10 protein-coding genes and 1 pseudogene are annotated in these 13,323 nt (G+C 65.2%); 5 read left to right on the top strand and 6 right to left on the bottom strand.

The annotated features are described in order from the left end of the window. Positions 1–12: 12 nt before the first annotated feature. Positions 13–1,590, bottom strand: a complete 1,578-nt coding sequence (gene guaA / locus ACZY1I_RS02370) for a glutamine-hydrolyzing GMP synthase (protein ID WP_463752663.1) — start codon at positions 1,588–1,590, stop codon at positions 13–15. A 265-nt stretch (positions 1,591–1,855) separates the two neighbouring features. On the opposite strand from guaA, the gene ACZY1I_RS02365 reads away from it, so the two are divergent. From ACZY1I_RS02365 to ACZY1I_RS02355, 3 genes are read left to right on the top strand one after another with little or no spacing between them, the layout of a single operon-like run. Then, positions 1,856–2,281: a cold-shock protein gene (locus ACZY1I_RS02365; protein ID WP_463752662.1), complete on the top strand. Its 426-nt coding sequence runs from the start codon at positions 1,856–1,858 to the stop codon at positions 2,279–2,281. Positions 2,282–2,317: 36 nt separating this feature from the next. After that, positions 2,318–3,067 carry a beta-phosphoglucomutase family hydrolase gene (locus ACZY1I_RS02360; RefSeq protein WP_463752661.1) on the top strand — a complete coding sequence of 250 codons (750 nt, stop codon included), beginning with the start codon at positions 2,318–2,320 and terminating at the stop codon, positions 3,065–3,067. Then, positions 3,064–5,436, top strand: coding sequence for a glycoside hydrolase family 65 protein (locus ACZY1I_RS02355; protein WP_463752660.1), 2,373 nt, complete (start codon positions 3,064–3,066; stop codon positions 5,434–5,436). The genes ACZY1I_RS02360 and ACZY1I_RS02355 overlap by 4 nt, the downstream gene beginning before the upstream one ends. On the opposite strand, the gene ACZY1I_RS02350 is transcribed toward ACZY1I_RS02355, so the two are convergent. Together ACZY1I_RS02350 and ACZY1I_RS02345 are read right to left on the bottom strand one after the other, a co-directional pair. After that, positions 5,433–6,131 (bottom strand): dTDP-4-amino-4,6-dideoxyglucose formyltransferase, encoded by a 699-nt coding sequence (locus tag ACZY1I_RS02350; protein ID WP_463752659.1) that lies wholly within the window; start codon positions 6,129–6,131, stop codon positions 5,433–5,435. The genes ACZY1I_RS02355 and ACZY1I_RS02350 overlap by 4 nt on opposite strands. A gap of 55 nt (positions 6,132–6,186) precedes the next feature. Next, a pseudogene (locus ACZY1I_RS02345) lies at positions 6,187–6,750 on the bottom strand (TetR/AcrR family transcriptional regulator); the annotation flags it as partial. 184 nt (positions 6,751–6,934) lie between these two features. Here ACZY1I_RS02345 and ACZY1I_RS02340 point away from each other — a divergent pair. Beyond that, on the top strand, positions 6,935–7,831 hold the full coding sequence (locus ACZY1I_RS02340) for a TauD/TfdA dioxygenase family protein (protein WP_463752658.1): 897 nt from the start codon (positions 6,935–6,937) through the stop codon (positions 7,829–7,831). A gap of 57 nt (positions 7,832–7,888) precedes the next feature. Here ACZY1I_RS02340 and ACZY1I_RS02335 read toward each other — a convergent pair whose 3' ends face one another. The 3 genes from ACZY1I_RS02335 to guaB all read right to left on the bottom strand — a co-directional run bounded on the left by ACZY1I_RS02335 (position 7,889) and on the right by guaB (position 12,535). Further along, positions 7,889–9,625: a GMC oxidoreductase gene (locus ACZY1I_RS02335; RefSeq protein ID WP_463752657.1), complete on the bottom strand. Its 1,737-nt coding sequence runs from the start codon at positions 9,623–9,625 to the stop codon at positions 7,889–7,891. Positions 9,626–9,779: 154 nt separating this feature from the next. Next, complete coding sequence (locus ACZY1I_RS02330; protein ID WP_463752656.1) at positions 9,780–10,907, bottom strand: GuaB3 family IMP dehydrogenase-related protein; 1,128 nt, start codon at positions 10,905–10,907, stop codon at positions 9,780–9,782. Positions 10,908–10,936: 29 nt separating this feature from the next. Then, the gene (guaB, locus tag ACZY1I_RS02325; RefSeq protein ID WP_463752655.1) at positions 10,937–12,535 is read right to left on the bottom strand and encodes an IMP dehydrogenase; all 1,599 of its coding nucleotides are present in this window, start codon (positions 12,533–12,535) and stop codon (positions 10,937–10,939) included. A 363-nt stretch (positions 12,536–12,898) separates the two neighbouring features. Here guaB and ACZY1I_RS02320 point away from each other — a divergent pair, with 363 nt between their 5' ends. Next, a complete protein-coding gene (locus ACZY1I_RS02320; RefSeq protein ID WP_463752654.1) occupies positions 12,899–13,312 on the top strand; it encodes a DUF5319 domain-containing protein in 414 nt (137 codons plus the stop codon). Positions 13,313–13,323: the final 11 nt, after the last annotated feature.

Below are 13,323 nucleotides of genomic sequence, written 5' to 3'. Positions count from 1 at the left end.
CTTAGGTCGGAGCTACTCCCACTCGATGGTCCCCGGCGGCTTACTCGTGACGTCCAGCACCACCCGGTTGACCTCGCGGACCTCATTGGTGATCCGGGTCGAGATGCGCTCGAGCACCTCGTAGGGCACCCGGGTCCAGTCGGCGGTCATCGCGTCCTCACTGGACACCGGACGCAGCACGATCGGGTGCCCATAGGTGCGCCCGTCGCCCTGCACTCCGACCGAGCGCACGTCGGCCAACAACACCACCGGGCATTGCCAGATCTGGTTGTCCAGGCCCGCCGCGGTCAACTCCTCACGGGCGATCGAGTCCGCGTGCCGCAACGTCTCCAATCGCTCGGCAGTGACTTCGCCGACGATCCGGATGCCCAGGCCCGGCCCCGGAAATGGTTGGCGCGCAACGATTTCCTCCGGCAGGCCCAGCTCCCGCCCGACCGCACGCACCTCGTCCTTGAACAGCAAACGCAGCGGCTCGACGAGTTTGAACTTCAGATCGTCGGGCAGTCCCCCGACGTTGTGGTGGCTCTTGATGTTCGCGGTGCCGCTGCCACCGCCGGATTCCACCACATCCGGATACAGCGTGCCCTGCACCAGGAACTCGACGTCCGAACCCCCGGAATGCCCATCGGCTAGAAGGTCGCGCACCGCGCCCTCGAATGCCCGGATGAACTGGCGACCGATGATCTTGCGTTTGCCCTCGGGGTTGCTCACGCCCGATAGCGCCGCGAGAAAGGTGTCCGCCACATCGACAGTGACCAACTTGGCGCCCGTCGCGGCAACGAAGTCCCGCTCCACCTGTCCTCGCTCGCCGGCCCGCAGCAACCCATGGTCGACGAAGACGCAGGTCAACCGGTCGCCGATGGCGCGCTGCACCAGCGCGGCGGCTACCGCCGAGTCCACGCCGCCGGACAACCCGCAGATCGCGTGCCCTGGACCATTCCGGTCGATCTGCTCGCGCACCTGATCGACCAGCGCGTTGGCGATGTTGGCCGGCGTCCATTCGGCCCCGATCCCGGCGAACTCGTGCAGAAAACGGCTCAGCACCTGCTGCCCGTGCGGGGTGTGCATCACCTCCGGGTGGTACTGCACACCGGCCAGGCCACGCTCGCGGGCCTCGAAGGCCGCCACCGCGGCGCCGGCGCTGCTGGCCACCACCTCGAAGCCCTCCGGTGCCACCGTGACCGCGTCCCCGTGGCTCATCCAGACCGGCTGGGTCGCAGGTAGGTCCGAATGTAGATCGCCACCAACGACTTCCAGCTCTGTGCGGCCGTACTCACTGGTGCCGGTGTGAGCCACGGTTCCGCCGAGCGCCTGCGCCATGGCCTGAAACCCGTAGCAGATACCGAACACCGGCAAACCGAGGTCGAACAACGCGGGATCCAGCCGCGGAGCACCCTCGTCGTAGACACTGGACGGCCCACCGGACAGCACCAGCGCCAGCGGATTGCGGGCCTTGATCTCTTCTATAGACGCGGTGTGCGGGATGACCTCGGAGAACACCCGCGCTTCACGGATCCGACGAGCGATCAGTTGCGCATACTGTGCACCGAAATCGACCACCAACACGGGTCGCGGCGACGCTGATTCCACGACACCCGAGCTTAGTGGCTGTCGGTGCCCGCTCTTACCCCACCGTCCAGAGCCGGCCTGCCATCCGGAGCCGACCACAAGACTTTGCGGAAAACCAACCCGGCAACCGTCAACCCACCAGTGACCAAAAACATTGCAATAAAGCGCCTTTCACGCGCACCTATTGGCAAGTCCAGATAGCCGGGAAGCGAAGGCTGCCGCGGGATTCGACCAGTCACCCTCAAGCGGTAACATCCATTCCGTTAGTCAGGGGTGACTAGGGGCGATGGGGGATTCAGTGCGGGTTTCCGGGAAAGTCGTGCGATTCGATGAAGTACGCGGTTATGGGTTCATCACCCCAGATTTCGGCGGTGATGACGTGTTCCTGCACGCCAACGACCTAGAGATAGAAAAGCACCTCGCGAAACGCGGCGCTGCGGTGTCGTTCGAAGTCGAAGAGGGCGACCGGGGCAAGTTCGCCACCCACGTCCGCCTCTCGGTCGACGCGCCGTCATCCCGGCCCGCCCCCAGAGATGACGACGACAGCGCAGGCGGCGACGACTACTTCGACGTGCTCACGTCCGAAGAATTCCTGCACATCGCCACCGAGAGACTGCTGCTGATAAGCCCGCCGCTGACCGGCGAACAGATCCTCGCCGTGCGGAACAGCTTTGAGCAGTTGGCCCGCAAACAAGGATTGATTGATTCTTAGTCGCTGCGGGCAAACTGCCCGCAGAGGGAGGTCCCAATGCTAGGTCTGCCCGACAAGATCCGAGCATGTCTATTCGATCTCGACGGTGTGCTCACTGATACCGCCGGCGTACATACCAAGGCGTGGCAAGAGATGTTCGATGCATTCCTGTCCGAACGCGCCGAGCACGACGGAGAGGAGTTCGTCCCCTTCGACCCGGACGCCGATTACCGCAAGTACGTAGACGGTAAGAAGCGCGAGGACGGGGTGCGGTCGTTTTTGGAGAGCCGGGATATCGAACTGCCCGACGGCGATCCCGACGATGACGGTGACAAAGAGACGGTGTACGGCCTCGGCAAACGAAAGAACGACATGTTCCAGAAGGTGCTGCATAAGGACGGCGTCAAGGTTTTCGAGGGGTCACGACGGTATCTGGAAGCTGTCACGGACGCAGGATTAGCTGTGGCCGTTGTGTCTTCGAGCGCCAACACTCGTGACGTGCTCGAGATCACCGGATTGGACCAATTCGTCCAGCAGCGAGTGGATGGCGTGACGCTGCGCGAGGAGAACATCGCCGGCAAACCGGCCCCCGATCCTTACCTGCGCGGAGCGGAGTTACTCGACGTGGAACCCGATGCCGCAGTGGTGTTCGAAGACGCCATATCCGGCGTGCAGGCCGGCCGGGCGGGTAACTTCGGGTACGTGGTGGGAGTCGATCGAGTGGGTCAGGCTGAAGATTTGCGGAGCAACGGTGCCGACGTGGTGGTCACGGACTTGGCAAACCTGCTCACCGAAGACAAGTCATGATCTCTGAGGACACCTTCCCGGTAGAACCGTGGCAGGTTCGCGAAACGCGACTCAATCTGAAATTGCTGGCCCAGTCGGAATCCGTTTTCGCCCTGTCCAACGGTCACATTGGACTGCGGGGAAACCTCGACGAGGGTGAGCCCTACGGCCTGCCGGGCACCTATTTGAACTCGTTCTACGAAAAGCGTCCGCTGCCCTACGCGGAGGCGGGATACAGCTATCCCGAAGCCGGCCAGACCGTCGTCGACGTCACGAACGGCAAGATCCTGCGACTGATGGTCGACGACGAGCCGTTCGATGTCCGCTATGGCGAATTGCTGGACCACGAAAGGACTCTCGACTTGCGGGCCGGCACCCTGACCCGCTGCGCACACTGGCGATCCCCCACCGGCAAGCAGGTCAAGGTCACGTCCACCCGGCTGGTGTCTCTGGTGCACCGCAGCGTGGCGGCGATCGAGTATGTGGTCGAGGCGATCGACGACTTCTCCCGAGTCACAGTGCAGTCCGAACTCGTCGCCAACGAAGACCAGCCGCAGACCTCCGACGACCCGCGGGTGTCGGCCATCCTGGAGAACCCACTGGAGGCCGTCGACCACGAAAGCACCGGCTGCAAAGCACTTCTCATGCACCGCACCCGCAGCAGTGCGCTGATGATGGCCGCCACCATGGACCACGAGGTTGAGGTCGAGGGACGCTACGAGATCACCAACGACGCGCGCGCCGATCTAGCGCGAACGACGTTCATCTGCGGTTTGCGCCCCGGCCAGAAGCTGCGCATCGTCAAATACTTGGCGTACGGCTGGTCCAGCCTGCGCTCCCGTCCGGGATTGCGCGACCAGGCCGCGGCAGCCTTGACCAGCGCGCGCTACAGCGGTTGGAAGGGCCTGCTCGAGGGACAACGGGCGTATCTTGATCTGTTCTGGGAGTCGGCCGATGTGGAGGTCGAGGGCGATCCGGAAAGCCAGCAGGCGGTGCGGTTCGGGCTGTTCCACCTGTTGCAGGCCAGCGCCCGCGCCGAGCGTCGGGCCATTCCCAGCAAGGGACTGACCGGCACCGGCTACGACGGCCACGCCTTCTGGGACACCGAAGGTTTCGTGCTGCCGGTACTCACCTACACCGTCCCGCATGCGGTAGCCGACGCATTGCGTTGGCGTGCTTCGACTTTGGACCTTGCGAAGGAGCGGGCCGCCGAACTCGGCCTCGAAGGCGCCGCCTTTCCCTGGCGCACCATTCGAGGCCAAGAGTGTTCGGCCTACTGGCCGGCGGGTACCGCGGCCTGGCACATCAATGCCGACATCGCCCTGGCCTTCGACCGCTATCGCACCGTCACGGGCGACGTATCACTGGAAGAGGAGTGCGGGCTACCGGTGCTGGTCGAGACCGCCAGGCTATGGATGTCGGTCGGCCACTACGACCGCAACGGCCTCTGGCATCTGGACGGCGTCACCGGCCCCGACGAGTACACCGCAATTGTCCGTGACAACGTCTTCACGAACTTGATGGCCGCGCACAATCTGCGCTCTGCCGCGGACGCTTCGGGTCGGCATCCCGACAAAGCGAGCGCCCTCGGCGTCGACACCGAGGAGATGGCGGCCTGGCGCAATGCGGCCGATGCCGTCAACATTCCCTACGACGAGGAACTGGGCGTCCACCAGCAGTGCGAAGGATTCACCACCTTCGCCGAGTGGGACTTCGAATCCAACTCCACCTACCCGCTGCTGCTGCACGAGCCGTATGTGCGGCTCTATCCGGCGCAGGTGATCAAACAGGCCGATTTGGTGCTGGCCATGCAGTGGCAGAGCCACGCCTTCACGCCAGACCAGAAAGCCCGCAACGTCGACTATTACGAGCGCCGGATGGTGCGCGACTCGTCGTTGTCAGCCTGCTCACAGGCGGTGATGTGCGCCGAGGTCGGCCACCTGGAACTTGCGCACGACTACGCCTACGAGGCCGGGCTGATCGACCTTCGCGATCTGCACAGCAACACCCGCGACGGCTTGCACATGGCATCGCTGGCCGGAGCGTGGATGGCGTTGGTCAACGGCTTCGGTGGATTGCGTGACGACGCGGGCATCCTGTCCATCGACCCACAGCTGCCCGACGGCATCTCACGATTGCGATTTCGGTTGCGCTGGAAAGGCTTTCGACTGCTGGTCGATGCCGACCACGAGAACGTCACCTACACACTGCATCACGAATCCGGCGATGAGCTGGACATCGAACACGCCGGCGAGAAAGTCACATTGACCACGGAGTCGTCGTCGACGTTCGCGGTGCGGCCGCGTAAGTCGCTGCTACCGCCCCCGCCACAACCGCCGGGCCGCGAGCCATATCATCGCAGGAGCGCGGGCCGGCCCGCGCCGAGCTAGGACGTCGTCTCCGGTTCCAGCACCACCCGGACGTAGACTTTGCGGCCGGACTCGTCGACGAACCAGGCATTGCGGAAATCGTCGTGCGTCAACGCGCGCAAACGATTCAGGAAATCTCCGAACGTGCCTTGTTCGGTCAGGTCCAGCTGGCGAAGTTGTTCGAAGTCCTTTTTGAAGTTGAGGTTGCCCTCGCCCACCATCGGTGTGGCCTGATAGCTACCGTCGCGAATGGCTTCGAAGTGTTCGAGCACGAGTTGGCGCTCGATATTGATCAATCGGGCGTAGACGGATCCCGAGGAATCCCACGGTTCGATCAAGCATTCTTGCTGGGCGATTATCGGCCCGTGATCCAATTCCTCGTCGATCTCGTGGATCGTCACACCTACCTGCTGCCCGTTGATGATCGAAAAGACCTGCGGATACCAACCGCGGTTACTGGGGTTGAAACCCGGATGCACATTCACACATCGGATGCCCTCGATCAAGGCGGGCGGAAACTTCTGCTTGCAATGCAAAGACAGCAGCAGGTCATACTTTTCGACGACCTCGCCGGCCCGTTCGGTGATGTTCAGCCGCGCCACATCCGGCAGCCTGCCGTGCTGGGATTGGTAGACGTCAATGCCGTCGTGCTTGGCTTGCAGTTCGACAGCCAGCGCATGGGCGTGCGGATTGTCAGTCAGAATCAGTGTTTTCATCACGATCCCGTGCTGAACCCCCCGCCCAACCGGGCCAGCCCACTTCAGGGCTGGACGGTTCAAGAATCGACGAGGACTCGGCGAGTATCACCTGACGCAGGTCGGCATCCGACAACTCCTCCAGCCCTGTCGCCGAGCGCAGCATCGGTTCGAACAATCGCCAACCGAGTTGCAGCGCAAGGGCATTGGCGACCGCGAGCCGGGCGGCGGCCTCCTCCTCGTGGCGGGTACGCGCATAGTCGAGCAGTGGGACCACGTTGGGAAATCGGGTTTGCAACTGCTCCGCGGAATATCCGTCGAGCAGGGCTCGAGCCCACACCCGCATCTGCCGGTCCAGCGCTCGTTCCAACTCATCGGCGGGCGCCTCGGACTGCAACAGTTCGGTGAGATTCGAACCCAGGTACTCGAGGACCGCCCCCACCAGCTGTTCCTTGGCGCCGAAGTGGCGGAAGACCAGTCCGTGATTGACCTTGGACCGGGCGGCGATGTCACGGATCGAGGTCGCCGACGGACCGCGCTCGGCGAAAAGTTCGGCGGCGGCTTGTAGGACCGCGGCCGCCACTTCCTCCCGCCCGGTGGGAATCGTGCCGCGCGAAGCGCTCTCCGACGGGGTAGCCACCCGCCTACGTTAGCCGAAGCAGTCGGATGACTACATTGCGCCGCCCGCCTTCCGACCCCGCCGATCAGCCTCCATCCGTAATCGCTAGTTGTTCTAACTTTTCCCTTGCCCAGAGTGTAGTCATTTGACTACACTCACTCTAAGTAGTCGCTTGACTACGCCATTTCCGCAAAGGACGACAGTCATGACAGACCAGATAGCAGTGCAGAAGCTGGGTAGCCGGATCGGCGCCCAGATCGATGGAGTCCGCCTCGGCAGCGACCTCGACCACGCCACGATCGAGGAGATCCGGGCCGCGCTTCTCGCCCACAAAGTGATCTTCTTCCGCAGTCAGCAGCACCTCGACGACGCCGAGCAACTCGCCTTCGCCGGCTTGCTGGGCACCCCGATCGGCCATCCGGCGACCACTGCGTTCGGGTCGGACGCCCCGGTCATCACGCCGATCAACTCCGAATTCGGCAAAGCCAACCGCTGGCACACCGACGTCACGTTCGCGGCCAATTACCCGGCGGCCTCGATCCTGCGCGCGGTGACGTTGCCCGGCTATGGCGGGTCGACCCTGTGGGCAAACACCGCGACGGCATACGCCGAACTACCGAAGCCGCTGAAGTGCCTCGTCGACAACCTGTGGGCGCTGCACACCAACCGCTACGACTACATCACCGCTGAGTCGGTCAGAGAGAAGACCGACCTGCAGCGCGCGTTCCGCGACGCCTTCGAAAAGCCCGACTTCCGCACCGAGCACCCGGTGGTGCGGGTGCATCCCGAAACCGGTGAGCGCACCCTGGTCGCCGGCGATTTCGTGCGTGGCTTCGTCGGGCTGGACAGCCAGGAGTCGAGCGCGATGTTCGAGCTGCTACAACGACGAATCACTGTGCCCGAGAACACTATTCGCTGGAATTGGCAGCAGGGCGACGTGGCTATCTGGGACAACCGGGCGACCCAGCACCGCGCGGTCGACGACTACGACGACCAGTACCGACTGATGCACCGGGTCACCCTGATCGGCGACGTGCCCGTCGATGTGCACGGGGAGCGCAGCCGGGTGATTAGCGGCGCCCCGCTGGCTCTTGCCGGCTAGCGTCGCGATCGCAAGCGCGGCGCAGCCGGGCGCAGCGGGTCGCGACCATCGGACGGGCTAGCCCGTCCTGCTGACCGGATCGATCGGCAGCCAACGCAACGCACCGGGAGCGTCGGCGGGTACCACCGGCCGCTCCGGCTCGATCGGTTCCACCCGCCGGTAGAAATCACCCTGTAGCGGCCGCTCGTCGTTCTGGCCCTTGTTCGGCCAGAGCGACGCGGCCCGCTCCGCTTGGGCCGCGATGGACAGCGACGGGTTCACCCCGAGGTTCGCTGAGATCGCGGACCCGTCGACGACGAACATCGTCGGGTAGCCGTAAACCCGGTGGTAGGGGTCGATGACCCCGTTGGCCGGACTGTCTCCGATCGCCGCACCGCCGAGGAAGTGCGCGGTCAACGGGATGTTGAACAGCTCGCCCCAGGTGCCGCCTGCCACGCCGTCGATCTTTTCGGCGATGCGGCGAGTCACCTCGTTGCCAACGGGGATCCAGGTCGGGTTCGGCTCGCCATGGCCCTGCTTGCTGGAAAACCAGCGGACGCCGAGCTTGCCCCGCTTGGTGAACGTGGTGATCGAATTGTCCAGGTGCTGCATGACCAGCGCGATCACGGTGCGCTCACTCCACTGTTTGGGGTAGAGCATCCGCGCCATCAGCTTCGGGTTTTCCCGGGCCTGCCGCGCCAGCTGCCGCCAACGCGGCACGTCGGTGCCCTGCTCTCCGGTGCCGTCGGTCATCAGCGTCTGCAGCAGCCCCATCGCATTGGAGCCCCTGCCATACCGGACCGGCTCGACGTGCGTGTCGGGGGTGGGGTGTATCGACGAGGTGATCGCCACGCCGTGGGTCAGATCGAGGTTGGGATCCACATTCAGCGTGGCCGCGCCGACGATCGATTCCGAGTTGGTCCGGGTGAGCACGCCCAACCGGTCCGACAGGCGCGGCAACTTGCCCTTGTCGCGCATGTTGAACAGCAGATGCTGAGTGCCCCAGGTGCCGGCCGCGAGAATCAGGTGCGAGGCGGTGTAGGTGTGCCGGTCCCGGCGTACCCAGCTGCCGGTCTTAACGGTCTTGACCTCCCACAGCCCGTCCGACCGCTGCTCGAAGCCCTTCACCGTCGTCATCGGAATCACTTCGGCCCCAGCCGATTCCGCGAGTCCGAGGTAGTTCTTCACCAGCGTGTTCTTGGCCCCGTGCCGGCAGCCTGTCATACAGCAACCGCACTCCAGGCAGCCCGTTCGCGCCGGTCCCGCGCCACCGAAGAAGGGGTCGGGCACGGTCTCGCCCGGTGTCTGGGTGCCGTCGGGACCGAAGAACACTCCGACCGGAGTCGGCACCCAGGTGTCGCCGCAGCCCATCTCATCGGCGACCTCTTTCACGACGCGGTCGGCGTCGGTGAAGGTCGGGTTGTAGACGACGCCCAGCATGCGCTGTGCCTGCTGGTAATGCGGCATCAACTCGTCACGCCAGTCGGTGATGTGCTTCCACTGCTGGTCATTGAAGAACGGGTCCGGCGGGATGTAGAGCGTGTTGGCGTAGTTGAGTGACCCGCCACCCACCCCGGCGCCGGCCAGGATCATCACGTTTTTCAGCGGATGGATGCGCTGGATGCCGTAGCAGCCGAGCTTGGGTGCCCACAGGAACTTTCGCAAATCCCAGGAGGTCTTGGCGAAATCCGAGTCGGCGTACCGGCGACCCGCCTCCAGCACTCCTACCCGATAGCCCTTCTCCGTCAGACGCAGCGCGCTGACACTCCCCCCGAATCCCGAACCGATGATCAGGACGTCGTAATCCGGCTTCATCGGTGCAGTATGACCCGCTTTACACCGGCCCTACCAGTAAGCCACCCCTAAGTCCGATGGTCGCGACCCGCTGCACCCGGCTGCGCCGCGCTTGCGATCGCTCCTAAGTCGCCACGCAGATTCAGTCGGCGATTGGTCGGTGGTGCCCGGCAGCTCAGCCGGAGACGGTCAAACCGACTTTCTGGAATTCCTTGAGGTCGCAATATCCGGCCTTCGCCATCGCCCGCCGCAGCCCACCGACCAGGTTCAGCGTGCCGAACGGGTCGTCGGACGGGCCGTTGAGGATCCGTTCCAGCGGCGGCCGCTCGCCGACGGCGATCTGCAGCAGAGCCCCGCGCGGCAGCGAGGGGTGTGCGGCGGCGGACGGCCAGAACCAACCGTCACCGAGTGCCTCGGCGGATTCGGCCAGCGGCGTGCCCAGCATCACCGCGTCCGCCCCGCACGCAATGGCTTTGGCCAGCTCACCGGAGTTGTGAATATCGCCATCGGCCAGCACATGTACGTAGCGGCCGCCGGTCTCGTCGAGGTACTCGCGCCGCGCCGCCGCAGCGTCGGCGATCGCGGTGGCCATTGCCACGTTGATGCCCAGCACTTCGTCGGTGGTGGTGACGCCGCGGGTGGCGCCGTAGCCGACGATGACGCCTGCCGCGCCGGTGCGCATCAGGTGTAGGGCGGTGCGATGGTCTTGCACGCCGCCGGCGACGACCGGAATGTCCAGTTCAGAGATAAAGGTCTTCAGGTTCAGCGGCTCACCGTCGCTCGCCACCCGTTCGGCGGAGACGATGGTGCCCTGGATGACCAGCAGATCGACACCGGCCGCGACCAGCACCGGCGTCAGCGCCTGGGCGTTCTGTGGGCTGACCCGTACCGCGGTGGTGACGCCGGCCTCGCGGATGCGGGCGACCGCGGCCCCGAGTAGATCCGGGTTCAGCGGGGCGGCGTGCAACTCCTGCAGCAGCCGAATCGCCGCTGACGGTTCCGGCTCCTTGCTGGCTGCCTCGACGAGTTGGGTGACCTTGGACTGCACGTCAGCGTGCCGGCCAACCAAGCCCTCGGCGTTGAGGACGGCGAGCCCGCCGAGCCGACCGAGCTCGATGGCGAACTCCGGCGACACCAACGCATCCGTCGGGTGGGCCAGTACCGGTATTTCAAACCGGTAAGCGTCGAGCTGCCACGCCGTCGAGACGTCTTGCGACGACCGGGTGCGCCGCGACGGCACGATATTGATTTCACTGAGTTCATAAGTGCGGCGGGCAGTGCGGCCCATGCCGATCTCGACCATGTCGGTATCCAGTTGCGCTTGAGCTTGCGTTATCGGGCGTAATAGTTAGGTGCTTCGACAGTCATCGCGACGTCGTGTGGATGGCTCTCTTTGAGGCCCGCGGGCGTGATCCGGACGAACTGCGCTTGCTGCAGCACCTCGATGGTGGGCGCGCCGGTGTAGCCCATCGCTGCGCGTAGGCCACCGGTCAGCTGGTGAATTACCGAACCGAGCGGGCCGCGGAACGGTACGCGACCCTCGATGCCCTCCGGCACCAGCTTGTCTTCGGAGAGCGCATCGTCGGCGAAGTAGCGGTCCTTCGAGAAGGACTTGGCTCCGCCGCGTCCCTGCATGGCGCCCAACGACCCCATCCCGCGGTAACTCTTGTACTGCTTGCCGTTGACGAAGATCAGCTCGCCCGGCGCCTCGGCGGTGCCCGCGAGCAGCGAGCCGAGCATCGCGGTCGAGGCGCCGGCGGCCAGAGCCTTGGCGATGTCGCCGGAGTACTGCAGACCGCCGTCGGCGATCACCGGCACTCCGGCGGGCCGGCATACCGCGACGGCTTCCAGAATCGCCGTGATCTGAGGTGCGCCGACACCGGCCACGACCCGGGTGGTGCAGATCGAACCCGGCCCCACACCGACCTTCACCGCATCGGCGCCGGCGTCTACCAGAGCGGCGGCGGCCGAGCGGGTAGCGACATTGCCGCCGACCACATCGACGCGGTCGCCGACCTCGAGCTTGAGCTTGCTCACCATGTCGAGTACCAGCCGGTTGTGCGCGTGCGCGGTGTCCACCACCAGCACGTCGACACCGGCGTCGACCAGCATCATCGCCCGGACCCAGGCGTCGCCACCGACGCCGACTGCGGCACCCACCAACAGCCGACCGTCGCTGTCCTTGGTGGCCAGCGGGTGCTGCTCGGTCTTGACGAAGTCTTTGACGGTGATCAGCCCGGTCAGTCGGCCGTGGCCGTCCACGATCGGCAGCTTCTCGATCTTGTTGCGGCGCAGCAGGCCCAGCGCGGCCGACGCACTGACGCCCTCCTGCGCGGTGATCAGCGGAGACTTGGTCATCACCTCGGCAACCGGCCGGGACTGGTCGACTTCGAACCGCATGTCGCGGTTGGTGATGATCCCGACCAACGATCCGTCGTCGTCGACGACGGGCAGGCCGGAGATCCGGAACCGCGCGCAGAGCGCGTCGACCTGGGCCAACGTGTTGTCGGGGCGGCAGGTGACCGGATCGGTGACCATGCCCGCTTCGGACCGTTTCACCGTCTCGACCTGGCTCGCCTGCTCGGCCACGGGCAGATTGCGGTGCAGCACGCCCATACCGCCGGCCCGGGCCATCGCGATCGCCATCCGGGACTCGGTGACCGTGTCCATGGCCGAACTGACCAGCGGTACCTTCAGCCTGACGCGCTTGGTGAGCTGGCTGGACGTGTTCGCGGTCGCCGGCACCACGTCAGAGGCCGCCGGCAGCAGAAGGACGTCGTCGAAGGTCAGACCAAGCATCGCGATCTTGTGCGGATCGTCACCGCCAGTTGGCACTGCCTCACTCGCCAGGCCCCCTAGCGGAGCATCGCGCACGTAGGGGCTACCGACCAGGTCGGAGCTTTCTTCCAGGTGGGACATGCCACGCGACATCCGTGCGGCCTCCATATGCATGCTCGGGTGAGATGACCCATCCTATCGGCTCCCCGAGGCTGCCCAACCCATAGCCATTGCATGGATTCCGCGAGGTGACGGCCTGCGGATGGCGGCGACCCGCTTCACCCGGCTCCGCCTCTTGGTGACGACCCGCTTCACCCGGCTCCGCCTCTTGGTGACGACCCGCTGCGCCCGGCTTCGCCTCTTGATGGCGACCCGCTTCACCCGGCTCCGCCTCTTGATGGCGACCCGCTGCGCCCGGCTTCGCCGCGCTTGCGATCGCCACGGCCACGCTTGGATCGCCACGGCGCGCCTCGGCGAAATCTGGCGTATCACTACCCGCCTGCGTACTGTAGAGGCGTGCGTGACCACCTCCCGCCGGGTTTGCCGCCCGATCCTTTCGCCGACGACCCCTGCGACCCGTCGGCCGCGTTGGAGGCTGTCGAGCCGGGCCAACCCCTCGACCAGCAAGAACGGATGGCCGTCGAAGCTGACTTGGCCGACCTTGCTGTGTACGAAGCGTTGTTGGCGCACAAGGGAATTCGCGGTCTCGTGGTCTGTTGTGACGAGTGCCAGCAGGACCACTATCACGACTGGGACATGCTGCGCGCCAACCTGCTGCAACTGCTGATCGACGGGACGGTGCGCCCGCACGAGCCGGCCTACGACCCCGAACCAGACGCGTACGTCACCTGGGATTACTGCCGGGGATACGCCGACGCCTCGCTCAACGAGGCGACGACAGACGCGGACGGATTCCGCCGCCACCTCTAGGTGGTTCTTGC

The sequence above is a fragment of the Mycobacterium sp. IDUB_37 genome (genome assembly GCF_055419245.1).
The sequence above is the reverse complement of the archived record's forward strand: the minus strand, read 5'-3'. Positions and strand labels throughout refer to the sequence as shown.

Coding starts and splice junctions, on each gene's coding strand:
- ACZY1I_RS02350 (WP_463752659.1), bottom strand. CDS start 6,131: ATGAAAACACTGATTCTGACTGACAATCCGCACGCCCATGCGCTGGCT.
- ACZY1I_RS02365 (WP_463752662.1), top strand. CDS start 1,856: ATGGGGGATTCAGTGCGGGTTTCCGGGAAAGTCGTGCGATTCGATGAA.
- ACZY1I_RS02340 (WP_463752658.1), top strand. CDS start 6,935: ATGACAGACCAGATAGCAGTGCAGAAGCTGGGTAGCCGGATCGGCGCC.
- ACZY1I_RS02355 (WP_463752660.1), top strand. CDS start 3,064: ATGATCTCTGAGGACACCTTCCCGGTAGAACCGTGGCAGGTTCGCGAA.
- ACZY1I_RS02360 (WP_463752661.1), top strand. CDS start 2,318: ATGCTAGGTCTGCCCGACAAGATCCGAGCATGTCTATTCGATCTCGAC.
- ACZY1I_RS02335 (WP_463752657.1), bottom strand. CDS start 9,625: ATGAAGCCGGATTACGACGTCCTGATCATCGGTTCGGGATTCGGGGGG.
- guaB (WP_463752655.1), bottom strand. CDS start 12,535: ATGTCGCGTGGCATGTCCCACCTGGAAGAAAGCTCCGACCTGGTCGGT.
- ACZY1I_RS02330 (WP_463752656.1), bottom strand. CDS start 10,907: ATGGTCGAGATCGGCATGGGCCGCACTGCCCGCCGCACTTATGAACTC.